The sequence below is a fragment of the Reyranella soli genome, assembly GCF_007992495.1.
In the GTDB taxonomy this organism is placed as follows: domain Bacteria; phylum Pseudomonadota; class Alphaproteobacteria; order Reyranellales; family Reyranellaceae; genus Reyranella; species Reyranella soli.
The window spans coordinates 51,106-73,455 of record NZ_BKAJ01000033.1; the positions used below are offsets into that span (position 1 = coordinate 51,106).

24 protein-coding genes are annotated in these 22,350 nt (G+C 67.6%); 12 read left to right on the top strand and 12 right to left on the bottom strand.

Annotation, left to right across the window (positions count from 1 at the left end; all coding sequences use genetic code 11):
* Positions 1-177 precede the first annotated feature (177 nt).
* From RSO01_RS10715 to RSO01_RS10740, 6 genes are all read left to right on the top strand, one after another.
* Positions 178-1,623 carry a hydroxymethylglutaryl-CoA synthase family protein gene (locus tag RSO01_RS10715; protein ID WP_147149027.1) on the top strand — a complete coding sequence of 482 codons (1,446 nt, stop codon included), beginning with the start codon at positions 178-180 and terminating at the stop codon, positions 1,621-1,623.
* Between the two features lie 56 nt (positions 1,624-1,679).
* Complete coding sequence (locus RSO01_RS10720) at positions 1,680-2,879, top strand: acetyl-CoA acetyltransferase (protein WP_147149029.1); 1,200 nt, start codon at positions 1,680-1,682, stop codon at positions 2,877-2,879.
* Between the two features lie 151 nt (positions 2,880-3,030).
* Entirely contained in the window at positions 3,031-3,492 is a 462-nt protein-coding gene (locus tag RSO01_RS10725; RefSeq protein ID WP_147149031.1) for a MaoC family dehydratase N-terminal domain-containing protein, read from the top strand.
* Positions 3,493-3,502: 10 nt separating this feature from the next.
* A complete protein-coding gene (locus RSO01_RS10730) occupies positions 3,503-3,937 on the top strand; it encodes a MaoC family dehydratase (RefSeq protein ID WP_147149033.1) in 435 nt (144 codons plus the stop codon).
* Positions 3,938-4,020: 83 nt separating this feature from the next.
* Complete coding sequence (locus RSO01_RS10735) at positions 4,021-4,845, top strand: SDR family NAD(P)-dependent oxidoreductase (RefSeq protein WP_147149035.1); 825 nt, start codon at positions 4,021-4,023, stop codon at positions 4,843-4,845.
* A 210-nt stretch (positions 4,846-5,055) separates the two neighbouring features.
* Positions 5,056-6,270 carry an FAD-dependent oxidoreductase gene (locus tag RSO01_RS10740; RefSeq protein WP_170302980.1) on the top strand — a complete coding sequence of 405 codons (1,215 nt, stop codon included), beginning with the start codon at positions 5,056-5,058 and terminating at the stop codon, positions 6,268-6,270.
* Here RSO01_RS10740 and RSO01_RS10745 read toward each other — a convergent pair.
* The 3 genes from RSO01_RS10745 to RSO01_RS10755 all read right to left on the bottom strand — a co-directional run bounded on the left by RSO01_RS10745 (position 6,267) and on the right by RSO01_RS10755 (position 9,433).
* Positions 6,267-6,746 (bottom strand): hypothetical protein, encoded by a 480-nt coding sequence (locus RSO01_RS10745; protein WP_147149039.1) that lies wholly within the window; start codon positions 6,744-6,746, stop codon positions 6,267-6,269. The genes RSO01_RS10740 and RSO01_RS10745 overlap by 4 nt on opposite strands.
* The gene (locus RSO01_RS10750; protein WP_147149041.1) at positions 6,743-8,557 is read right to left on the bottom strand and encodes a glycoside hydrolase family 15 protein; all 1,815 of its coding nucleotides are present in this window, start codon (positions 8,555-8,557) and stop codon (positions 6,743-6,745) included. The genes RSO01_RS10745 and RSO01_RS10750 overlap by 4 nt, the downstream gene beginning before the upstream one ends.
* A gap of 75 nt (positions 8,558-8,632) precedes the next feature.
* Positions 8,633-9,433 (bottom strand): helix-turn-helix domain-containing protein, encoded by an 801-nt coding sequence (locus tag RSO01_RS10755; protein WP_147149043.1) that lies wholly within the window; start codon positions 9,431-9,433, stop codon positions 8,633-8,635.
* Between the two features lie 48 nt (positions 9,434-9,481).
* Here RSO01_RS10755 and RSO01_RS10760 point away from each other — a divergent pair, with 48 nt between their 5' ends.
* A complete protein-coding gene (locus tag RSO01_RS10760; RefSeq protein WP_147149045.1) occupies positions 9,482-9,895 on the top strand; it encodes a DUF2000 family protein in 414 nt (137 codons plus the stop codon).
* Here RSO01_RS10760 and RSO01_RS10765 read toward each other — a convergent pair.
* From RSO01_RS10765 to RSO01_RS10790, 6 genes are read right to left on the bottom strand one after another with little or no spacing between them, the layout of a single operon-like run.
* Positions 9,876-11,033 carry an MFS transporter gene (locus RSO01_RS10765; protein WP_147149046.1) on the bottom strand — a complete coding sequence of 386 codons (1,158 nt, stop codon included), beginning with the start codon at positions 11,031-11,033 and terminating at the stop codon, positions 9,876-9,878. The genes RSO01_RS10760 and RSO01_RS10765 overlap by 20 nt on opposite strands.
* A 9-nt stretch (positions 11,034-11,042) precedes the next feature.
* The gene (locus RSO01_RS10770) at positions 11,043-11,405 is read right to left on the bottom strand and encodes a nuclear transport factor 2 family protein (RefSeq protein ID WP_147149048.1); all 363 of its coding nucleotides are present in this window, start codon (positions 11,403-11,405) and stop codon (positions 11,043-11,045) included.
* The gene (locus tag RSO01_RS10775) at positions 11,402-11,890 is read right to left on the bottom strand and encodes an SRPBCC family protein (RefSeq protein ID WP_147149050.1); all 489 of its coding nucleotides are present in this window, start codon (positions 11,888-11,890) and stop codon (positions 11,402-11,404) included. The genes RSO01_RS10770 and RSO01_RS10775 overlap by 4 nt, the downstream gene beginning before the upstream one ends.
* Positions 11,871-12,221, bottom strand: coding sequence for an ArsR/SmtB family transcription factor (locus tag RSO01_RS10780; RefSeq protein WP_147149052.1), 351 nt, complete (start codon positions 12,219-12,221; stop codon positions 11,871-11,873). Before RSO01_RS10780 ends, RSO01_RS10775 begins: the two co-directional genes overlap by 20 nt.
* A gap of 33 nt (positions 12,222-12,254) precedes the next feature.
* Positions 12,255-14,069 carry a patatin-like phospholipase family protein gene (locus RSO01_RS10785; RefSeq protein ID WP_147149054.1) on the bottom strand — a complete coding sequence of 605 codons (1,815 nt, stop codon included), beginning with the start codon at positions 14,067-14,069 and terminating at the stop codon, positions 12,255-12,257.
* Between the two features lie 23 nt (positions 14,070-14,092).
* A complete protein-coding gene (locus tag RSO01_RS10790; protein WP_147149056.1) occupies positions 14,093-15,184 on the bottom strand; it encodes a M14 family metallopeptidase in 1,092 nt (363 codons plus the stop codon).
* 37 nt (positions 15,185-15,221) lie between these two features.
* Here RSO01_RS10790 and RSO01_RS10795 point away from each other — a divergent pair, with 37 nt between their 5' ends.
* A complete protein-coding gene (locus RSO01_RS10795) occupies positions 15,222-15,671 on the top strand; it encodes a PaaI family thioesterase (protein ID WP_147149058.1) in 450 nt (149 codons plus the stop codon).
* Here the strand turns inward: RSO01_RS10795 and RSO01_RS10800 are convergent.
* Complete coding sequence (locus tag RSO01_RS10800) at positions 15,668-16,195, bottom strand: adenine phosphoribosyltransferase (RefSeq protein WP_218037307.1); 528 nt, start codon at positions 16,193-16,195, stop codon at positions 15,668-15,670. The genes RSO01_RS10795 and RSO01_RS10800 overlap by 4 nt on opposite strands.
* 15 nt (positions 16,196-16,210) lie before the next feature.
* Complete coding sequence (locus RSO01_RS10805) at positions 16,211-17,668, bottom strand: amidase (protein WP_147149060.1); 1,458 nt, start codon at positions 17,666-17,668, stop codon at positions 16,211-16,213.
* A 61-nt stretch (positions 17,669-17,729) separates the two neighbouring features.
* Between RSO01_RS10805 and RSO01_RS10810 the strand changes: the two genes are divergently transcribed.
* The 4 genes from RSO01_RS10810 (at position 17,730) to RSO01_RS10825 (ending at position 19,897) form a co-directional block, all read left to right on the top strand.
* On the top strand, positions 17,730-17,966 hold the full coding sequence (locus RSO01_RS10810) for a DUF2798 domain-containing protein (protein ID WP_147149062.1): 237 nt from the start codon (positions 17,730-17,732) through the stop codon (positions 17,964-17,966).
* A gap of 14 nt (positions 17,967-17,980) precedes the next feature.
* Complete coding sequence (locus RSO01_RS10815) at positions 17,981-19,060, top strand: hypothetical protein (protein ID WP_147149064.1); 1,080 nt, start codon at positions 17,981-17,983, stop codon at positions 19,058-19,060.
* Between the two features lie 69 nt (positions 19,061-19,129).
* Positions 19,130-19,561: a cupin domain-containing protein gene (locus RSO01_RS10820; protein ID WP_147149067.1), complete on the top strand. Its 432-nt coding sequence runs from the start codon at positions 19,130-19,132 to the stop codon at positions 19,559-19,561.
* Between the two features lie 33 nt (positions 19,562-19,594).
* Positions 19,595-19,897 carry a cupin domain-containing protein gene (locus tag RSO01_RS10825; RefSeq protein WP_246158292.1) on the top strand — a complete coding sequence of 101 codons (303 nt, stop codon included), beginning with the start codon at positions 19,595-19,597 and terminating at the stop codon, positions 19,895-19,897.
* On the opposite strand, the gene hrpB is transcribed toward RSO01_RS10825, so the two are convergent.
* A complete protein-coding gene (hrpB, locus tag RSO01_RS10830) occupies positions 19,894-22,350 on the bottom strand; it encodes an ATP-dependent helicase HrpB (RefSeq protein WP_147149071.1) in 2,457 nt (818 codons plus the stop codon). The genes RSO01_RS10825 and hrpB overlap by 4 nt on opposite strands.

Consider the following 22,350-nt stretch of genomic DNA (forward strand, 5'->3'; position numbering starts at 1 on the left):
CTCCAGGCCCGCTCAGACTCATGAGCGGGCCTGGAGGCCCGCGGTCCAATGAACTTTCGCCTCACGAAACCCAATTCCATCGGCGAAGCAGCCATGATCAAATGCACCTCGCGCGTTCCGGCGGGGCGCGCTAAAGCGGGAGACATAAACGCCCGTTCATAGTTGGGAGGAAAGCGAATGGTCGGAATCGTGGCCTATGGTGCCTACGTCCCGCGCCTGCGCCTGCAGCGTCAGGCCGTCTACGATGCCAACAAGTGGTTCGCCGCGGGCCTGCGCGGCCTCGCCAAGGGCGAGCGCTCGATGGCCAACTGGGACGAGGATTCGATCACCATGGCCGTCGAGGCCTCGCGCGATTGCCTCACCAGCCACAAGCCCGAGGACGTGCGCAGCCTGTACTTCGCCTCGACCACGCATCCCTTCAAGGATCGCCAGAATGCCGGCGTCATCGGCACGGCATTGTCGATCGAGCAGGATCTCTTCGCCTCCGACGTCGGCGGTTCGCAGAAGGCCGGCACCTCGGCGCTGATCGCGGGCCTCAACGCGTCGAAGAACGGCGGTGGCCCGGCCCTGGTGGCGGCGGCCGATAAGCGCATGGCGCGCGTCGCCTCGTCGAACGAACTGAACTACGGCGACGGCGCCGCGGCCCTTCTCTGCGGCACCGAGAACGTGATCGCCAAGCTGGTCGGCCATCACTCGGTGTCGATGGACTTCGTCGACCACTTCCGCGGCGACGAGAGCGACTTCGACTACGGCTGGGAAGAGCGCTGGATCCGCGACGAGGGCTACTCGAAGATCGTGCCGCCGGCGGTCAAGGCGGCACTCGCCGCCTGCAAGCTCACGGGCGCCGACATCACCCATTTCATCATGCCGAGCCTGATGCCGGCGGTGCCCAAGCAGATGGCCAAGATCTGCGGCATCGGCGACGGCTCAGTGCGCGATCTTCTGGGCGCCAATCTCGGCGACACGGGTGCAGCGCACGCGCTGGTCATGCTGGTCGACGCGCTCGAGGCCGCCAAGGAAGGCGACAGGATCATGGTCGTGGCCTTCGGCCAGGGCGTCGACGTGCTGGTGTTCGAGGTCACGGCCGAGAACGCCAAGCTGCCCAAGCGCAAGGGTCTCTCGGGCTGGCTGAAGCGGCGCAAGGAAGAGACCAACTACATGAAGTTCCTTGCCTTCAACGAGATGTTGCCGATCGAAAAGGGCATGCGCGCGGAGTTCGACAAGAAGACGGCGCTGAGCGTGCTGTGGCGCAAGCGCGACATGATCTACGGACTGGTCGGCGGCAAGTGCAAGGTGTGCGGCACCGTGCAGTTCCCGCGCAGCCAGGTCTGCGTCAATCCGAACTGCCACGCGGTCGACAGCCAGGAGCCCTATCGCATGGCCGGGCTGGAGGCGAACGTGATGTCGTTCACCGCCGACTCGCTCACCTATTCGCCGGATCCGCCGGCGTATTACGGCATGATCACCTTCCCCGAGGGCGGCCGCTTCATGGCCGACTTCACGGACAGCGACAAGGAACAGGTGAAGGTCGGCGTCAAGATGCGCATGACCTTCCGCATCCGCGACAACGACACGATGCGCGGCGGCTTCAAGCGTTACTTCTGGAAGGCGGCTCCCGTCTGAGCGTCGCCTTCCACTGTCTACAGGCGTAGAATTCCCACCCCATTAAGGAGACCAACATGGCACGGGGTATCAAGGACAAGGTCGCGATTCTCGGAATGGGCTGCTCCAAGTTCGGCGAGCGCTGGGACTCGGGCGCCGAGGAGCTGATGCTCGAGGCCTACAAGGAATGCATCGCCGACGCCGGCATCGACGCCAAGCAGCTGAACGCCGCCTGGTTCTCGACCGCGATCGACGAGGTCCATGTCGGCAAGTCCGGCATTCCCCTCTCGACCACGCTGCGTCTCCCGAACATTCCCGTGACGCATGTCGAGAACATGTGCGCCTCGGGCACCGAGGCCTTCCGTGGCGCCTGCTACGCCGTTGCTTCGGGTGCGGCCGACTTCGCGCTGGCGCTGGGTGTCGAGAAGCTGAAGGACACCGGCTACGGCGGTCTCCCCGGCGGCCGCGGCGGCCCGCTGCAGGCGCTGTGGCACGCCAACGGCACGGCGCCGGGCAACTTCGCCCAGCTCGCGACGGCCTACATGACTGCGCACGGCGTGTCGGGCGAGGACCTCAAGCGGGCGATCGGCCACGTCTCGTGGAAGAGCCATCAGAACGGCGCCAAGAACCCCAAGGCGCATCTGCAAAAGGCCGTCGAGATGGACACCATCCTGAAGGCGCCGATGATCGCCTCGCCGCTGGGTCTCTTCGATTGCTGCGGCGTGTCGGACGGCGCGGCGGCGGCCATCGTGACGACGCCCGAGATCGCGAAGTCGCTCGGCAAGCACAACATCGTGTCGGTCAAGGCGCTGCAGCTCTCGGTGTCGAACGGCTCGGAGTCGGGCCACAACTCGTGGGATGGAAGCTACTTCCACACCACGCGCATCGCCTCCAAGAAGGCCTATGAGGAAGCGGGCATCAAGGATCCGCGCGCCGAAGTCTCGATGTTCGAGGTGCACGACTGCTTCTCGGTCACCGAGCTGGTGACCATGGAAGACCTGCACATCTCCGAGACCGGCAAGGGCTGGAAGGACGTGCTCGACGGCTTCTACGACGCCGACGGCAAGATCCCCTGCCAGATCGACGGCGGCCTGAAGTGCTTCGGCCATCCGATCGGCGCCTCGGGCCTGCGCATGCTCTACGAGATGTACCTGCAGTTCCAGGGCCGCGCCGGCGCCCGCCAGCTCAAGGACCCGAAGATCGGCATGACGCACAATCTCGGCGGCGCGCCGCGCGAGAACGTGTCGAGCGTGGCCATCGTCGGCCGCTTCGAGTAATGACACCGACGGTGTCATCCCGAGCGTAGCGAGGGACCTTTAAGGCTAAGGCAAAGGTCCCTCGGGCTTCGCCCTCGGGATGACAGGGAAATCGTGGCGCCCTCTCCCTGAAATGGGTGAGGGCGTTTCTTTCAGACTTTCGGGAGGAAACATGCAGCTCGACAAGAAAGTCATCGGCCACGAGTTCGAGGCGTTCAGCACCACCGTCGAAGCCGGCAAGGTGAAGCTGTTCTGCAAGGCCATCGGCGAGGAAGACCCGATCTACGTCGACGAGGCCGCGGCAAAGGCCGCCGGCTACCGCGCCGTGCCGGTACCGCCGACGTTCCTGCAGGCCATCACCAACGACGATCCGGGCAAGGGTGGCCTCTTGCGCCTGCTCAACGTCGACATCGGCCTGATCCTGCACGGCGAGCAGCACTACGACTATTACGCGCCGGTCTTTGTCGGCGACAAGATCACCTGCCAGCAAAAGGTGACCGACATGTACGACAAGAAGGGCGGCGCGCTGTGGTTCGTTGTCTCCGAGACCTCGATGAAGGACCAGTCGGGCAAGCTCGTGGCCAAGGGCACGGGCATCACCGTCGTCCGCAATCCCGATGCCGGCAAGAAGTAGGGAGGAGAAAATGGTAGCAGCGACCCCAAAGGCGCCAATCTTCGACCAGGTCAAGGTGGGTGATACGATCAAGCCGATCGTGCTGCCGCCGATCAGCCGCCACCAGCTCGCGCTCTATTGCGGCGGCTCGGGCGATCACAATCCGATCCACGTCGATCTCGACTTCGCCAAGAAGTTCGGTTTCAAGGACGTGTTCGCCCACGGCATGCTGTCGATGGGCTTTCTGGGCCGGCTGGTCACCAGCTACGCGCCGCGCGATCGCATCCGCAAGCTCGGCACGCGCTTCACCTCGATCACCTGGCCGGGCGACGTCATCACGCTCTCCGGCAAGGTCACGGGCAAGCGCGAGGAGGGCGGCGAGAAGCTGATCGACCTCGAGGTCAAGTGCACCAACCAGAACGGCCAGGACACGCTGCAGGGCCACGCGACGGTGGCGGCCAGCTAGTCAAACGGAGCGCGGACCTCCAGGTCCGCTCATGAACATGATGCGGACCTGGAGGTCCGCGCTCCATAAGAGGAGAGAAGAGAATGGGTCAGATGGACGGCAAGGTCGCGATCGTCACCGGGTCGGGACGCGGCATCGGTAAGGAGATCGCGCTGCGCCTGGTGCGCGACGGCGCCAAGGTGGTGATCAACGACATCGACGAGGCGCCGGCCAAGGAGACCATTGCCGAGATCGAGGCGATGGGCGGCAAGGCCGTGGCCTGCAACGGCGACGTCGCCAAGGCCGATTTCGGCGACCGCATCGTCAAGACCGCGGTCGACGCCTTCGGCGGCTGCCATGTCGTGGTGAACAACGCCGGCTACACCTGGGACTCGGTCATCCAGAAGATGAGCGACGAGCAGTGGTACGCCATCCTTGATGTCCATCTGACGGCGCCGTTCAGGATCCTGCGCGCCTTCCAGCAGCATTTCCGGCCTGAGGTCGAGAAGGAGCGTTCGGCCGGCAAGCGTATCGTGCGCAAGGTCGTGAACATCTCCTCGACCTCGGGCGTCAACGGCAATGCCGGCCAGTCGAACTATTCGGCCGGCAAGGCGGGCATCGTCGGCCTGACCAAGACTCTTGCGAAGGAGTTCGGCCGTTACGACGTCACGGTGAACGCCGTGGCCTTCGGCTACATCCAGACGCGCCTCACCAAGCCGCTCAGCGAAGGCGAGGCGGGCGAGATCGAGGTCCAGGGCCGCAAGGTCAAGATCGGCGTGCAGGGCGGCCGCATCGCCGCCATGAACCAGATGATCCCGCTCGGCCGCGGCGGCCTGCCGGAAGAGGCCGCCGGTTCGGTCTACCTCTTCTGCAGCCCCGACAGCGACTATGTCAGCGGCCAGTGCCTGGTGGTGAACGGCGGTCTGTAGTCTTGCCGGACCGCGGGCCTCCAGGCCCGCTCAAGTCATCCTGAGCGAAGCGAAGGATCTCATGCCGATCGCAAACGGCGATGAGGTCCTTCGCTGCGCTCAGGACGACAGAAATGAGCGGGCCTGGAGGCCCGCGGTCCGGCAAGAAAGAAGCGGCCTTGGTGCCGCTTCTTTCTTGCGATCGATAATAACTTGGGTTATATACACTCGGTGACCAAGTTCCTCGGCCCCCTCGACATTGCCGTGGTCGGCTGCGGCGTGGCGGGCCAGGCCGCGGCGACGCTGCTCGCCGAGACGGGCCATCGCGTCACGGTCTACGAAAGGTTCACCCAGCCGCAGCCGGTCGGCGCCGGCCTGCTGCTGCAGCCGACGGGCCTTGCCGTCCTGCGGAAGCTCGGCCTCGCCCACGCCGCGATTGCGGCCGGCGCGCGCATTGGCGGGCTCGAAGCGCGCACCCATCGCGGCCGCTCGATCCTCGACCTGCGCTATGCCGACCTGCATCCGCTCGCCTTCGGTGTCGGCATCCCGCGCGCCGCCTTGTTTGATCTGCTGCATGGCCGCCTGCTCAAATCGCCGGCCAAGCTGGTCACCGGGGCGGAGATCGTCGATGTCGACAAGACGCATCTCGTCGAGGCGAGTGGCGCGCGGCATGGCCCGTTCGATCTCATCGTCGCGGCCGACGGCGCACACTCCGCGTTGCGCGCGCGCCTGATGCCGCACGCACGCGCGCCGATCTATCCCTGGGGCTGCATCTGGACCACCGCGCCCGACCTCGCCGGCATCGGCGCCGCCGGCCTGCTGCGCCAGCGTGTGCGCGGCACCAGGCTGATGATGGGCCTGCTGCCGATCGGCCATGGCAAGGTAACGATCTACTGGAGCATGCCCATGCGCGCATTGGGCCGCAGCAAGACGATCGACCTCGAGGCCTGGCGCCGCACCGCGACGGCGCTGTGGCCCGAGGCTGCGCCGATCGTCGATCACGCCGCGGCGGCCGGCGACGTCGCGCGCGCGACCTATCGCCATGTCGCCCTGACGCACTGGAACGCCGGCCCCGTGCTGTTCATCGGCGACGCCGCCCACGGCACCAGCCCGCAGCTCGGCCAGGGCGCCAATCTCGGCCTGATGGATGCCTGGGTGCTGGCGAAGGCGTTGGCCGACGCGCCCGATCTTTTGGCTGCCTTCCTGCGCTTCGAGCGCCGCCGTGTGCCACCCGTGCGCTACTACAGGAGTGCCAGCCATCTCCTGACGCCGTTCTTCCAGTCACGGCTGGCGCCGCTCGGCTGGCTGCGCGACGCCGTCATGGGTCCGGCCTGCCTTGTCCCGGGCCTGCGGACGATGATGGGGTCGACGCTCGCCGGCACGCGCCATGGCTGGCTGTCGGCGACGCCGCTGGGCGACGATGGATGCTTCCCGCTCGATGCCTAGTTCGCGAGCTGCGCGAACGCCCCCAGCACGGCGCCGTAGACGGTCTGCGCCGCCAGCGTGGTGAGCGGCGTGCCGTAGCCGTAGTTGACGGCCATGAAGCCCGGCGGCTCGAGCTGCCGCTCAGCCGTGACGCCGTGATACTCCGAAGCCATGCGCGGATGGATGAACGGCAGCAGGGGCAGGACAGAGACCAGCAGGAAGACGCCGTGCACCAGCCCGGCCAGGGCGCCGAACCACCAGGTGTGGATGCCGACGCTGTCGAACAGCAGGAAGTAGACGAAGGCGAACAGCCAGCCACCGATGGCATAAAGCAGGTAGCCCCACACCACGGCGCGATCGCGCTGGCCGGTGACGAAGGTTCCGACCAGCAACGGGATGCTGAGCCGTGACCAGCCGAAACCCTGGCTGGCGCGCAGCACCATCGTCATGGCCACGGTGGCCAGGAGGCCCCACAGCACGGCGTAGGCGAGGTTCATGCGCGCGCCCGCTCGATGGCGACGGCGGCGTTGATCAGGCCGACATGGGTGAAGGCCTGCGGAAAGTTGCCCAATGCGGCGCCCGAGGCGATGTCGATCTCCTCGGCGTAGAGGCCGAGATCGTTGGCGAAGGAGAGCATGTGCCGGAAACGGCGCTCGGCCGCATCGAGGTCGCCGCGCTTGGCGAGATTGTCGATCGCCCAGAAGCCGCAGATGCCGAACGCGCCCTCGACGCCGGCGATGCCGTCGAAACGTTCGTAGCGATTGAGCAGGCCGTCGCGGCCGAGCCGCTGGTGGATGAGGTCGTAGGTCGAGCGCATGCGCGGATCGCCGGCGTCCTTGTAGCCGATGCAGGCCATCAGCAGCAGCGAGGCGTCGACCTTGTCGCCGTCCAGCACGCTGGTGTAGCTGCCCAGCGCCGCATTGAAGCCGCGCTGCTCGATCGCCTGCTCGATTGCCGCGCGCTCGCGGCCGAACAACTCGACCTTCGCCGTCGGCAGGACGAGCGCGCCGTCATCGTGCAGCTTCAGCAGCCCATCGAGGGCAGCCCAGCACATGACCTTGGAGAAGGTGTAGTGGCGCAATGGCCCGCGTACTTCCCAGATGCTGCAATCGGATTCGTACCACTGCCGGCACACCACGTCGCCCAGGCCCGTCAGCATGTGCGCCGATTCGCGGTCGAGACGGCCATTGCCGGCCAGGGCGGCGCAGGCGGCGGTCACGACCTCGCCGTAGATATCGAGCTGGCGCTGGCGATAGGCGTCGTTGCCGATGCGCACCGGCCGCGACGCGGCATAGCCCGCAAGATGCGTCAGCTCCTTCTCGTCGAGCCGCGTGCGGCCGAACACGTCGTACATGACCTGCAGCTCGGGCCAGCTCAGCCGCGTGGCATGCAGCATCCAGCCCAGGAACGACAGCGCCTCCTCGCGATAGCCGGTCGCCAACAGCGCCTCGGTCGTGAGCCCCGCATCGCGCAGCCAGCAATATCGGTAGTCCCAGTTGCGCCCCTTGCCGATCGCCTCGGGCAGCGACGTCGTCGGCGCCGCCACGATCGCGCCCGACAGCGTGTAGGTCAGCAGCTTCAGCGTGACGGCGCTGCGCACCACTTCGTCTCGATAGGGTCCAGTGTATTGGCAGCGGCCCGTCCAGTCGCGCCACCAGGCGATGGTGTCGGCGATGCGTTCCTCGGCGTGCCTGCCGAGCGGCGGCAGGACCGCCGGATCCCCTTTGGTGTAGGCGAGACTGAGATAGCGCCGTTCACCTGCACCAAGAGTGACCGTGCCCACCAGGGCATCGCCCTCCCGCTGCAACGCGATGTCGGTGTGCACGACCAGCACCTCGTCGCCCCAGAGACAGGTCCAGCCGAGACGGCCGCGCCGGCGCGGTCGCAGGTTGCGGCGGGCATAGTCGGGCCGCACGTCGAGCCGCAGCTCGATCTCGACCGTACCAGCCATGCCTTCGATCGCGCGCAACACCTCGCGCATCGGACGCAGCGACCGCCCGCCATCGTCGATCGGCATGAGGTCGATCAGCCGGGCGCTGCCGCTGTCGGTGATGAAGTCGGTCTCCAGCACCGCCGTGCGCTCGACGTAGCGTCGCTCGACGGTGAAGAAAGGATCGCGTGGCCGAAGCGAGCAGCTGCCGCCGCGCGCCGCATCGAGCAGGCCGGCAAAGATCGACGGGCTGGAGAAGTCGGGCAGGCACAGCCAGTCGATCGAGCCCTCGCGCGAGACGAGGGCCGCCGTCCGGCAATCGCCGATCAGGGCGTAGTCCGCGATCGTGCTCAGGCGGTGCGACGGGGTTCGCGATATGCGAACAAGGTAATGGGGGTCATGGCCGTCTCCCGTTCATCCGAACCGAAACGAACCAGCCCGCGAAAGGTTCCCTCAGCTTTGTCGCGCGAGGGTCGCCCAGCGGCCCGGCGTCAGGCCAAACCGGGCCGAGAAATGCCGGGTGAGGTGGCTCTGGTCGGCGAAACCGGTCGCCGCCGCGGCATCGGACAGGGGAACGCCCTCGGCGATCATCTTCTGCGCCTGGGCCAGCCGCCGGCCGACCTGGTAGCGGTGCGGCGAGGTGCCGGTGGCGGCCCGGAAATGGCGGGACAGCGCGAAGCGGTCCAGCCCGGTCACCTTCTCCAGCTCTTCCGACGCCACGGTACGGTGTGCTTCTGCCGCCAGGAAGTCGCGCGCGCAGGCCACGGCGCGATGGGCCACGGCGGCGCTGCGGGGGCGCGGTTGGTCGTCGCTGCGCGCGGCCAGCCGGCCGGCCAAGCGCTCGACCACCGCGTCGACGGCCAGCGGCTCCAACGATCGTGGGAAATCGGCAAAGGCCTCGCGCAGGAGGTCGGCCAGTACCGGATCGTCGGCCACAACCTCAGGGACGAAGGGCGGGTTGCCGCCGATCGCCGCCGAGACCGTGGCCGGATCGACATAGAGCATGCGATAGGCGAAGCCGGCATCGACTGTGGCATGGCCGTCGTGTGCCTCGTCGGGATGCAGCACCATGACCTGGCCGCCGCGGCTGGTCCTGAGTGCGCCGCGATAGTGGAAGGACTGGGCGCCCCACAGGGTCAGGCCGACGCCATAGGTCTCGTGGCGATGGGTGTCGTAGGCATGGCCGCCGAAGCGCGCCGCCAAGCGCTGCACGCCCGAGCGCGGTTCGTCGAAGCGGATGCGGTCGTTCACCATGCACAAACGTTCAAGACGTCCCCCGTCAGCATGCCTGATATGGGGTGCATGATCTACGACACCAAGACCGCGCTGGTCCTGCGCGCCGACCTCGCCGCTTGGCAAATCGCCAATGTCGCGGCCTTCCTGACCGGCGGCTTGATGGCCGGCAATCCCGAGATGGCGGGCGAGCCCTACCTCGACGGCGCCGGCCGGTTCTACAGCGCCCTGGTGCGCGAGCCGGTGTTCGTCTACGGCGCCTCGCTCGACGAGCTGCGTCGCACCCATCAGCGTGCCCTGTCGCGGGGGCTGCGGCCGGCGATCTACATCGACGCGATGTTCAAGACCACCAACGACGCCGACAACCGTGCCGCCGTCGCGGCGGCCGACGCCGAGGCGCTCGACTTCGTCGGTATCGGCGTGCACGGCCAACGCAAAGTGATCGACAAGGTCATCAACAAGCTCAAGTTCTTCGGCGCATGAGTACGACGACGGAGGCGGCAAGATTCAGGCTGAGGCACACCACCAGCGGCACGCCATAACCGCCGAAGGCATCGCGCAGGACGCCAAGCAGGCCGGGCCCGAAGGCGTAGACGATCTGGACCACCGCCGTCGACAGGGCGACGATGGCGGGAAAGTCGGCGGCGGCGAACTCGCGCTGGATGATCAGCGGCGACAGCGTGATGTTGTTGCCGACCGAGAAGCCGTAGACCGCACAGGCGCCGTAGATCACCGCTGCCTGGTCGGCGCGCGCCAGCACGGCGATCGCTCCGACCTGGACCAGGAAGGAGAGCGCCGAGGCGCGTCGCGGCTCGAGCCGGTCGATGACGAAACCCAGCACGACGCGGCCGATCAGCGCCATCACGGCGTTGATGCCGACGGCGAGTCCGGGATCGACGTTGCTGCGGCTCGCGATCAGCGGCACGAGGTGCGTCAGGAAGCCGACCTGGCTGGTCAGCACGAAGGCAAACGGCGCGGAGATGCTCCAGAAGTGCCAGTGCTTGAGGGGCGCCAGCGTGCTCCGGGGCATTGCCGCGGGCTTGGGCGACAACGGCCCGCGGCGTACGGACAGCGCCACCGCCACGCCGGCGACGACGATGCCGATCACGACGAGCAGTCGCTCGGCGTTGGCGAAGCCCATGGTGGGAATGATGGTGAGCAGGGCGGGGGCCACGACCAGGCCGGCGACCGTGGCGCCGCTCAGCGCGAGGTTGAGCGCAAGCCCGCGCTTCTTGTCGAACCATTGGCCGATCGTGGCCGCGATTGGCGCCACGCTCGTGGCGTTCCAGCCCGGCGCCATCAGGGCATAGAGGAGCGCGAGCTGCCATGGCGCGGTGACCGACGGCAAAGCGAGGAGGGCGGCGGCGGTGATGCCGAGGCCCGAGAGGAAGACTACGCGCGGGCCGAAGCGGCCGATCGCCCAGGCGATGCGCGGCAGCAGCAGGGCGCCCAGCACGTAGTGGCCGGTGACGATCGAGGAGATCAGCCCGGTCGACCAGCCGCGCGCCTTCTGCAGCTCGACCAGATAGATGCCGTGCGCATAGAAGCCGAAGCCCCAGGCGAACACCGCGGACAAAAAGCAGGCGAAGACGACCCGCCAGCCGGCGGCGTTGCTGGTCACTGGTCTGGTTTACGAGCGGCTGACGTGTGCGGAAACGCAGCGCCAGCCCTCCGGCCGGAGCTGCCAGTCGTCGGTGTACCAGCCCGCGCCCTCAGTGCCGTCGGGCTTCTGGTACGAGGTACGGGCATGGATGACGGCGTAGTCGCCCAGCAGGCGGATCTTCACGTCGTGCTCGCGGATCTCCTTCACTACCGAGCCGCGGCCGATCTGCGCCAGGAAGCCGGCGCGGTCGAGCCGCGAGCCGTCGGGATTGATGTTCATGAAGTCCTGCGCGAGGTGCTGGTCGAACCATTTGACGTCGGCCTGGTCGACCGAGCGCACGTAGTTGTGGTTGAGGTCGCTCAGCGTGGCGAGATGCGATGACTGGGTCATGGTTTTCCCTTTCCGAAATAGGCCGTGAGCTTGTCGAGCGAGGTCGACCAGCCGTTCGCGTGCGACTGGCAGGCCGCCGCGGTGGCGAAGTCCTCCTGGTGGAAGCTCACCTCGGTCCCGCGGCGGGTGCCGCGCAGCCGTTCGGTGAAGCGCACGGTGACCAGCGTCGTCGGCGTCAGCGTGCCGTCGCCGCGCACCCAGGCGTGGGTGAAGGACAGCCGCTCGGGCTCGCGGATCTCGCGATAGACGCCGACCTCGGTCTGGATCGCGCCGGTCTCGTCCGACTTGATGCGCATGCGCCAGGCGCCACCCTCGCGCAGGTCGAGGGCGCAGGAGAGCATGGTGAAGCCGCGCGGCGCCCACCAGTGCTGCATGTGCTCGGGCTCGACGAAGGCGCGGAAAACCATCGGCCGCGGCGCGTTGAAATGGCGCCGGAGCGTGAAGTCGCGGACCGCCTGCAGCGCGTCATCTGCGTTTGCGTGCACGCTTCTTTCCTTTCTCCAGGTAATCCTGGAGCCTATCAAGCCGCTGATCCCAAAACTGGCGGTAGTCCGACACCCATTCCAGCACCTCGCGCAGCGGTTCGGCGGCGAGCCGGCAGGGCCGGCGCTGCGCCTCGCGGCCGCGCTCGATCAGGCCGGCGCGCTCCAGCACCTTCAGGTGCTTGGAGATCGCGGGCAGGGTCATGTCGAACGGCTCGGCCAGCTCGCCGACCGCGCTCTCGCCCAGCGTAAGCCGCGCCAGGATGGCGCGCCGCGTCGGATCGCTCAGCGCATGGAGCGTGGTGCTCAGCCGATCGAAGTCTTTATTAACCATTTGGTGAAATAAGAGCGGCCCACCGTGGACCTGTCAAGCGACGAAGAGACGTGCTCCCGTCGGCGTGGCCTTGGCCTTGTCGAGCGCTTCCATGGTCGTGCGATAGCCGACCTCGACGGCGGCATCGAAGCTCGTCCAGTCGAGCAGGTCGATGTGGGTCATCGGCGGCACGATCAGGAGGTCGGCCGCCTGGCGGTCCTCGGCGGCGCGTGCGGCGCTGGCGACCAGCGCGGAGCGCAGCAGGATGGCGACGATCGAGGGGATCGGCAGGGTCTCGTTGCGCTTCCAGATCAGGCGGCGGAAGAACTGCCAGGGCGACCATGGCTCCATGACGCCGGCGCCGGCGGCCAGCGCGCCGCCGGTATCGATGTCGACGCCGATGGTGACGCCGCGGCCGGTACGCCGCATGGCGCGCACCGGAAAGTTGTCGATGACGCCACCATCGACATGGACCTCGCCCGCCTCGTTGAACGGCGGAATGACGCCCGGGATCGACACCGAGGCGCGCAGCCAGCGCCACAGCTTGCCGACCGTGTGGATGTCGGCGTTGGAGGTCGTGAGGTTCGCCGTGACGCAGAAGAACGGCAGGATGAGGTCCTCGATCTCCTTCTCGCCGAACGACAGGCGCAGCAGCCGCGTCACGCGCCGTCCGGCATAGAGCGAGATCAGGGGAAGCGTGTAGTCGCTCAGCGGATTGGAATCGACGAAGGCGGCGCGGAAGTGGCTGGCGATCTCATCGTCGGGCCAGCGCGAGGCGACGCTTGCCGCCACGATCGCGCCCATGCTGGTGCCGCCGACCTGGTCGATCGGCACACCCGAGGTACGCAGCGCTTTGATGACGCCGATATGGGTGAAGGCGCGCGCCCCACCGCCCGCCATGACGACGCCGACGGCGTGGCCGGTCAGCAGGCGCGCCAGCCGATCGACGTCGGCATGGATGTCGAGCCGCACATGGTGATGCTGGCCGTAGAGGCCGCCGGCCAGCATCGGCGCCGTCGTGCCGGGCTTGGGATCGTGGCCCTCGTGCAGCAGCACGAGCTCGCGGCGGCGGTGGAAGACGGCGCCCGACTGCGCCGTCTCGATCTCGAAGGGCAGGCGCGTCGGCAGGTCGTCGTCGGCCGCGCGCACCACCACCAGGCAATCGGCCTGGCGCAGGCAGAGCTCGGTCCATTCGGTGGCCGTGGGGTCGCCGCGATAGAGCACGAAGGAGGATTCGGTCTCGCAGCGCGCGAACCACTCGGGATCGCGGTCCATCGATTCGGGGCCGAGCATCTGCACCTGGCTGCCGATGCGGCCCAGCGCCGCCGCCAGCATGACGGCAAAGCGCGCAGCCGGCGTCGAGACTCCAGTCGGCAGGATGGCGAAGGTGCGCGGCTGGCGCCGCCGCTTGGTCGGCCCCATGGCGTTGCGCACCGCGACGCTGCGCATCAGGGTCGGCAGCACTTCGGGATGGCGCGAGGTCAGCTTGTCGAAACTGCCGCGCGCCAGGCGCCACACCTCGCTGTCGCGCAGCGCGGCGACGCTGCGGGTGCGCTGGCTGTGCGACAGGAGCGACATCTCGCCGACGATGTTGCCGGGCGGGATCTCGGCCATCAGCAGCGGCTCGTCGGGGTTGCCTTCCTCCTCGTGGCGGAACACCCCGAGGCAGCCGCTCGCCACGACATAGACGGCGTCGGCCGGCTCGCCCTGGCGGAACAGCGGCGCGCCGCCCGGCAGCACCAGCAAGGTCAGCTCGCGCTCGACCGCGACCATGCTGTGCGCCTCGAGGTCGGCGAACAATGGTGCGCGCTGAAGGGCCTTGCGCAGCCGCTGCCTTGCCGGGTTGTCGCCGGGCGTGACGACGCTCATCCCCCATCCTCACATCTGTTTCTTCATGCGCCTCGCATTCCCTTGAGCGCCCAGCCGATCGTCTGGTCGGCGCGCGCCCACACCATCTCCCGCCATTTGTCGCCGGACGGGAAGAAGCGCTCCTTGATGTCCGCCTTCAATTCGCGGCCCTGCGTCGAGCCGAGATCGCCGCGCTGATGCAGCCAGTTGTCGGCGCGCACGGCGTTCAGCACCTCGGGCACCGAGTAGGTGCCGTACTCGATGGCGATCGGCGTCACCTGGGCGTCAGGCAGTTCCTGGGGGAAGGCGTCGGTCATGATGCCGACCACGATCGCCGAGGTCGACGTGCCGCTCTCCGGCGAGGTCATCTCATCACCGTACCACGCCTTGGCGCGCGGAAACGATTTCGACGTCGGCGGCACGGCACAGATGAGTTCGCCATGCCCGAACGGGCCGAGGCCGGTGTGAAAGTCGATGATCGCGATTTGCTTCGCTTGCGCGAGCTCGTTGCGGGCGATGGCGCGAACGGTGCGGTTGCTCCAGGTCGGTTTGTTGCCGCCGAAGAAGATGCCGTCGGCGTGGGTGTATTGCCCGCCGGTGATCGCGCCTTGCAGGCCGAAGGCGCCGTGCGTTTGCGCGTAGCTGGCGAACGTCCGTTCGGTGTCGGCCCGGGACGCCTCGGTCCATTCCTTGGGCAGGATGGCGTCGGCCAGCGCGGCGTAGCCCTCGTTCAGCGGATAGGCCTTGTCGTGGTCGACGAAGTTGCGGTTGAGGTCGACGTTGTCCTCGGTGACGCGCCTAGTCCAGGCGAAGCCATGCGGGTTGAGGGCATGGATCAGCAACGCGCCGGTATCCTTGGGCAGCTTGTCGGGCCCGCCGTTGCGCAGCCAGGCGATCTCCGCGCCCGAGCCGCAATGGCCTTCCACGCCATGGGTGCCGGCGATCAGCACCAGCATGTTTTTAGCGTCGCGCGGGCCGAAGCGGGCCGTGTCGAGGTAGAGCGCCTCGCCGGTCGGCCCGCGCCCGTTGGGGTTGAGCCACGAGCGAATCTCGCCGCTGGCGGCGGCCGCCGCGCCGCAGAATTTGGGCCGCGCCTCGGCGTAGCTCTCGGAAAAGCACTCAGGAACCGAAACCATCTAAATCCTCCCTTCGCCATGGTAGCATGGCGGCGATATGGGATTCTTCACGTTAGAGACGGCGCAGGCGCAACTCTCCCCGGGCGGCAATTTCGGCCCCTGGATCTGGGACCTGAAGCTGAAGGCCGAACACGTCTCGGCCGAGAGCCTGCGGCTGCGCCTGCCTTACGACGACCGCATCGCCCGGCCCGGCGGGGTCGTGATCGGCCAGGCGATGATGGCCGTGGCCGATACCATCATGGTGCTGGCGATCAGCGAGAGGCTCGGTCGTCCCGCCACTTTGGCGACGATTTCACTGACCACGAACTTCCTCCGTGCTGCAGTGCGGCAAGATGTGATCGCGGTAGCGCGCGTGAAGAAGCTCGGCCGCACGACCGCCTTCGGCGAGGTCGACTTCTTCGTCGACGGCTCGGACGAGCCGATCGCCCAGTCGCTGTCGACTTTCGCCGTACTGCCGGACGGCGTCGGTGCGTTCAACCGCGCCTAGCTGTCGTATTCCAGCAGCGTCTCGACCGGCACCTTCAGCTTCTTGCGACCCTCGAGGAAGGTGAGCTCGATGATGCAGGCGGCGGCCGGCACGACGCCGCCGACGCTCTCCAGCAAGGTCACCGCCGCGGCCATGGTGCCGCCGGTCGCCAGCAGATCGTCGACCAGCGCCACGCGCGTGCCCTTGCCGATGGCGTCCTGCTGGATCTCGATCGTGTCGGTGCCGTACTCCAGCGCGTAGGTGTGGCGCACCGTGGTGCCCGGCAGCTTGCCCTGTTTGCGCAGCATCACGAAGCCCGTGCCCAGCGCCAGCGCCAGCGGCGCCGCCAGCAGGAAGCCGCGCGATTCGATGCCCGCCAGCACGTCGGGCTTGTGGGGCCTCAGCCGGTCGGCCAGACGCTCGATGGTGGCGTGCCAGGCCTTGGGATGCGCCAGCAGGGTCGAGATGTCGTAGAACAGGATGCCCGGCTTGGGAAAATCCGGGATCGAGCGGATGTGCTTCTTGAGGTCGATGTCGCTGGACATTCTGTCTCCTGGTCCTCAGCTGTAGGCCGGTGGCGGCTCGAAGCCGCGATATTCCTTCTCCAGCAGCTTGGCGAAGGCGATGGTCGAGTAGTCGCCGTACTGCGGCCCGATGATCTGCACGCCGATCGGCAAGCCTTCCTTGGTCTCGCCGATGGGCGCCGCCGTCGCCGGCAGCAAGGTGATGCTGGCGTAGCCCGCCCAAAAGATCTGGTCGACGACCGGCAGCTTCTTGTTGTTCACCACGATGGTGCGCTCGTGGCGGATGGTCTTCTGGTCGTGCGGGAAGGCCGCCGTCTGCGCCACCGGCGCGATCATCAGGTCGTAGTCCTGGAAGAAGGCGTCCCAGGCCAGCCGCATGCGGTGGCGCTTCTCGTTGAGCTGCGTCCAGGTGCGATGCGACAGCGTGTTGCCGCGCTGCATCTGGGCGAAGTAGCTCAGGTCGTCGTCGGGCAGGGCGGCGACGTCGCGCTGTGCTTCCTGGAACTCGGCGTCGCTCAGCCGCCCAGACGTCGTGGCCCGCAGCATGCGGACATAGACGTCGCCCAGCTCGGCGGTGTCGATGTTGGGCCTGGCCTTGTCGCTCACCTTGACTTTGTTCTTGCCCAGGAAGTCGGCCAGCTTCTGGATCGCCGACTGCACCGAATGGTCGACCTCGGCGTTGCGGTCGCTCAGAATCACGCCGACCGTGAAGTCGCGCAGCTTCTTTTTCTTCGAGCGCGGCAGGGTGAGCGTCCAGCCGCGGCCGTCGATGGCGTCCGGCCCGGCCATGACGTCCATGGCGATCTCGAGATCCTCGGCGCCGCGCGCCAATGGCCCGCACACGCTGATGTCGGCCTGCGCGACCCGGCCGTTCAGCGCGTGGCCGCGCGGCGAGACCACGCCCCAGGTCGGCTTGTGGCCCCACACGCCGTTGTACGAGGCGGGATTGCGGATCGAGCCGCCGATGTCGCTACCGGCTTCGATGCCGGTCAGGCCGGCGGCCAGCGCTGCACCCGAGCCGCCCGACGAGCCGCCCGGCGTGCGCGACAGGTCCCACGGATTGTTGGTCGAGCCGTAGACCTCGTTGTAGCTCTGCCAGTCGGCGAGGTTCAGCGGCACGTTGGTCTTGCCGAACAAGGTGACGCCGGCATCGATCATGCGCTGCACGACCACGGCGTTCTGCTTGACGACGGTGTCCTTGAAGGCGGGATGGCCCCAGGTCGTCGGCAAGCCCGCGACGTCGTAGGATTCCTTGATGGTCATCGGCACGCCGTGCAGCGGCCCGAGCTTTTTGCCCGCCTTCACCGCCTTGTCGGCCGCCTTGGCCCGCTTGCGCGCGCCCTCGATATCGGTGGCGATGATGGCGTTCAGCTCGGGGTTATAGGCCTCGACGCGCTTGAGATAGAGGTCGAGCAGCTCGAGGCAGCCGATCTTCTTCTTCCGGACCGCGGCGGCGAGCTGCTTGGCGGTCTGGAACGGCAGGGCAAGGGACATCGGTTGGGACTTTCGGCGCAATGGACGGCGACAAGGCCCGTACCATATTGTCCCCGGCGCCGTGAAGAAACTCCCGCATCGCTACTTCCAGTTTGCCCTGCCCTTGGGCACCAGCTTCTTCATGACCTTCCTGGTGACCGGCGTCGCCACATGGCGCGTGCTGGGCTGGGACAAAGCCATGTTCAAGATGTGGTTCACGTCGTGGATGATCGCCTGGGCGATCGCCGCGCCGACGATGTTCTTCATGATGCCCGTGGTGCGCCGGGCACTGTCGAACGTCTTCGAAACGGATCCATGAGGATCGCGTGCTGGATGGGGGCGCTGGCTCTCCTGGCGCTCTCCGCGACCACCGTGGTTGCGCAGGATCTGCCGACCAAGGCCATTCAGCCGCCGCGAAGCGAAAGCATCGATAACCCGCCCAACTCGGGTTACGACCCCATCCGCAAACGCTTGCTGCTCGGCATCGAAAAACAGGGGCTGTTCGTCTCGCCGGACGGCGGCGAGAGCTGGACACGGATCGACGACGGCTCCTATCACGCAGCGACGTCGATCTATCCCGCGAAGGACCGTCTGGTCGTCAACCCTGACAGTGGTGATCTGTACTCGCTGCCGCGCAGCCAGGGCTTTGCGCCGCTTCTTTATCGCAGCGACGACGCCGGCGGCCGCTGGACGGGGCTTCTGCCGGACAGCCGATCCGGCGCCAAGGGCGGCAATCAACCGGTCGCAGGCGAATCGGTCTCGCCGGAGGTGCATCGCCTGCTTTTCGTCCCCGGCAAGCCCGGGTTGGCCTACCTCCAGACGTCGTTCCCTTACATGCACGAAGAAGGCGCGACCTTGCTGGGAGACCGGCTGTGGTACTCGCCCGACGGCCTGCAGAGCTTCAGGCGTCTTCGACCCGTCGGCCGCTATACGCATCCCGAGTATTTCGTCACCGCCAAGTGGCTGTGCATGACCGGGTTCACCGACGACAAGCCTTCGCACACGTTGGCCTGCCGCGATCACGCTGGCGGTGGATGGCGCGACGTCGCCTTTGCGTCGGTGAAGGATCGAGGGACCATCGTTTCAGTATGGTCCGACAGGGACGGCACGTACCTCGTGCTGGCCGGCGACGCGCTCCACGTGTCCACCGACGCCCTGAAGTTGTTCCGGCGCATTGCCATGCCGGCCGGTGACAAGCGTCTGTTCCTCGATCCACTCGCCATCTATCCCGCCTATCTTTCGGTGAAGGAAGGCGAGGATAGTTACGTCGTCTATCGCCTGGGCAAGGACCATACGGTGACGAAGCTTGGCGCGCTGCCGGCGCCGCTCCTGCAGGTGGATTTTTCGCGAAGTCTGGGAATCGCCGCAAAACCCGGGGACAAGCGGCCCGTTTTCAGAGCCGAACTGCGATAGAGCGGTATTGCCGAGGGGTGGCGCCGGCCGCACACTATCCGCACCTCGCCATCGCCAAGGGAGAAACCAATGCCATCCGCTGCCGCCAAGAAGTCCGCCAAGGCGCCTGCGCAGAAGGTCGCGCACGCCCGTATCGCCGAGCCCGTGCTGGTCAAGGGCCGGCGCGAGTTCTTCACCTACCGCGACCTCGGTGTCGCCGAAGCCAGCGGCGGCAACATGCGCGCCCAGCTGATGACGGCGACCCAGGGCCTCAGCCGCCCGACCGGCTGGCACTATCACGAGTGCGACGGCCAGTTCATCTACATCCTCAAGGGCTGGGTCGAACTGCAGTTCGAAGACGGCAAGACGATCAAGGTCGAGCAGGGCGATTCGCTCTTCATCCCGGGCTACCTGCGCCACAACGAGACCCGCACCTCCGACGAGATGGAGATCCTGGAAGTCTCGGTGCCGGGCGAGCTGGGCACGAAGCCCTGCGAAGCACCCGCCGGCTTCAAGGACTGAGGCTTCCGCCTGCGCCGCGGCAATCTTTTCGCGGTGCTGCCCGCGCGTCAGGCTGAAGAGCAGATCGACCTTCTCGTTGAGAGGGCCGGTGTGCGCATCGAACGAATCGTCTCGACCGGCCAGGCGAGCCCACCTGGCTTCTGGTACGACCAGGCCGACGACGAGTTCGTCGTGTTGCTGATGGGAGCGGCTCGCCTGCGCTTCGAAGAGGGCGACGTCACGCTCGACATGAAGCCCGGCGACTGGATCGAGATCCCCGCGCAGGTACGCCATCGTGTCGAGTCGACACAGGCCGAGTCGCCGACGGTGTGGCTCGCCGTGCACCGCAAGAGCTAGCGCGGCCTCGGTCGAACGCGCGCCGTGGGTTCGGCGATCAGCGGATCGTCGGGCCAGTAGTGGCGCGGATAGCGGCCTTTCAGCTCGGCCTTCACCGCCTTGTAGCCGTTGGCCCAGAAGCTCGCGAGATCGCGCGTCACCTGCACCGGCCGGCGCGCCGGCGACAGAAGATGGATGGTCAGCGGCACCTTGCCGCCGGCAACGCGCGGCGTATCGACAAGGCCGAACATCTCCTGCAGGCGCACTGACAAGGTCGGCTCAGCTGCATTGGCATAGTCGATCGGCACGCGCGAGCCGCTCGGCACCTCGACGTGGGTTGGCGCCAGGCGATCGAGCTCGCGCTGCCTGTCCCACGGCACCAGCGATTTCAGCGCCGCCGTGAGATCGATCCGCGCCAGATGGCTGCGCCGCGACACGCCGTCGAGGAACGGCGCCAGCCAACTATCCAGCGAGTCGAGCAATGCCTTGTCCGACAGATCGGGCCAGCCCTCGTCCTGCGTGCGCAGGAAGGCGATGCGCTCTCGCCATTTGGCGAGATCGTCTGACCACGGCAGCGCGCCGAGGCCGAGCTGGCGGATGCCCTCGACCATCGCCGCCTTGAGCTTGTCGGCGTCGGGATTGGCCAGCGGCTTGTCCTCGAGCAGCATCGCACCGAGGCGTCGCCGGCGGCGCGCCAGCACGACGCCCTCGCGCTCGCTCCATTGCAGGGCTTCCTCGTCGAGGATCCGTTCGGTGAACAGCTCTTCGATCTCGTCGAGGCGGATGGGTGCGGCGAGGAAGATGCGCGAATCCTGGGACGAGCCGTCGAGATCGGCGACGACCAGAAACTCCTCGTTGGTCATCGGGTCGCCTTCCGGCAGCGCCGCCCCGCGGCCGCCCGACAGAAGATAGCGATTGGTTCCCGGGCGTCGCCGGCCGATGCGATCGGGATAGGCGAGCGCCAGCAAGGCGCCGGTCATCGACAGGTCTGGCCTTTCGTCGCTGCCGCCGCGCGGCATCAGGCGGCGCGCCTGTTCCTGGATCAGGCGCAGGGTGCCGTCGCGCTTGCCGCTCAAAGCAATATCGACGCGATGCCGCAGATCGACGTCGCGCTGTCCCGGCGGCAGGCGCAGGAAATCGCGCTCGCTCAGGATCGCGGCCAGCAGGGCGGCGATCCTGCCTTGCCCCAGCTCACGGCCCTTCAGCACCAGATGGGCGAGGCGCGGATGCTGGCCGAGCCGCGCCATCGCCCGGCCGTGCGGCGTGATCGCGCCCGCTTGATCGAGCGCGCCGAGATCGAGGAGCAGGGCGCGCGCCGTGGCGAGCGACGCGGCCGGCGGCGGCGTCAGCCAGGGTAGGGTGGCATCGTTGGCGCCCCACAGGGCCAATTCGAGGGCAAGCGGCGCCAGATCGGCGTCGAGAATCTCGGGCGGCGTGAAGGGCAGCAGGCCGCGCTGCTGCTCCTCGGGCCACAGGCGATAGCACACGCCGGGCTCGAGGCGGCCGGCGCGACCGCGGCGCTGGTCGGCCGACGCCTGGCTGACGCGCACGGTCTCCAGCCGCGTCATGCCCGAGCGCGGCGAGAAGCGCGGCACGCGCATCAGGCCGCAATCGATCACCAGGCGCACGCCCTCGATGGTGAGGCTGGTCTCGGCGATCGACGTCGCCAGCACGACCTTGCGTCGGCCGGCGGGCGAGGGGGCGATGGCGCGATCCTGGTCGGCCGGCGAGAGATCGCCGTAGAGTGGCGCCACGTCGATGCCGGCGCCGAGATTGAGTCGTTCTTCGACGCGGCGGATCTCGCCGACGCCCGGGAGGAAGACCAGCGCGCTGCCGCTCTCCTCGGCGAGCGCCCGGCGCACCGTCGAGGCAACGCTGTCCTCGATGCGCCCTGCTGCTTCGCGCTCGAGATAGCGCGTGTCGACCGGGAACATGCGGCCGGCGGAGTCGACCACCGGCGCACCGCCCAGACGATCGGATACCGGGCCGGGATCGAGGGTCGCCGACATGGCGATGACGCGCAGGTCGTCGCGCAGCGCCGTCTGCGCCTCGCGGACCAGGGCAAACGAGAGATCGGTTTCGAGGCCGCGCTCGTGCAACTCGTCGAAGATCACGCAGCCGACGCCGTCGAGCGACGGATCGTCCTGCAGTATCCGGAGGAACAGGCCGTCGGTCACCACTTCGATGCGCGTGCGCGGCCCCACCTTGGTGTCGAGCCGCACGCGGTAGCCCACGGTCTCGCCGACCTGCTCACCCAAAGTCGCCGCCATGCGCCGCGCGGCAGCCCGCGCCGCCAGGCGCCGCGGCTCCTGCATGACGATCTTGCCACCGCAGAGCCACGGCGCATCGAGCAGCGCCAGCGGCACGCGCGTCGTCTTGCCGGCGCCCGGCGGCGCGACGAGGACGGCGGCATTGCCCGCCACCAGCGCTTCTTTCAGCGCTGGCAGCGCTTCGTCGACGGGGAGGGATGCCAT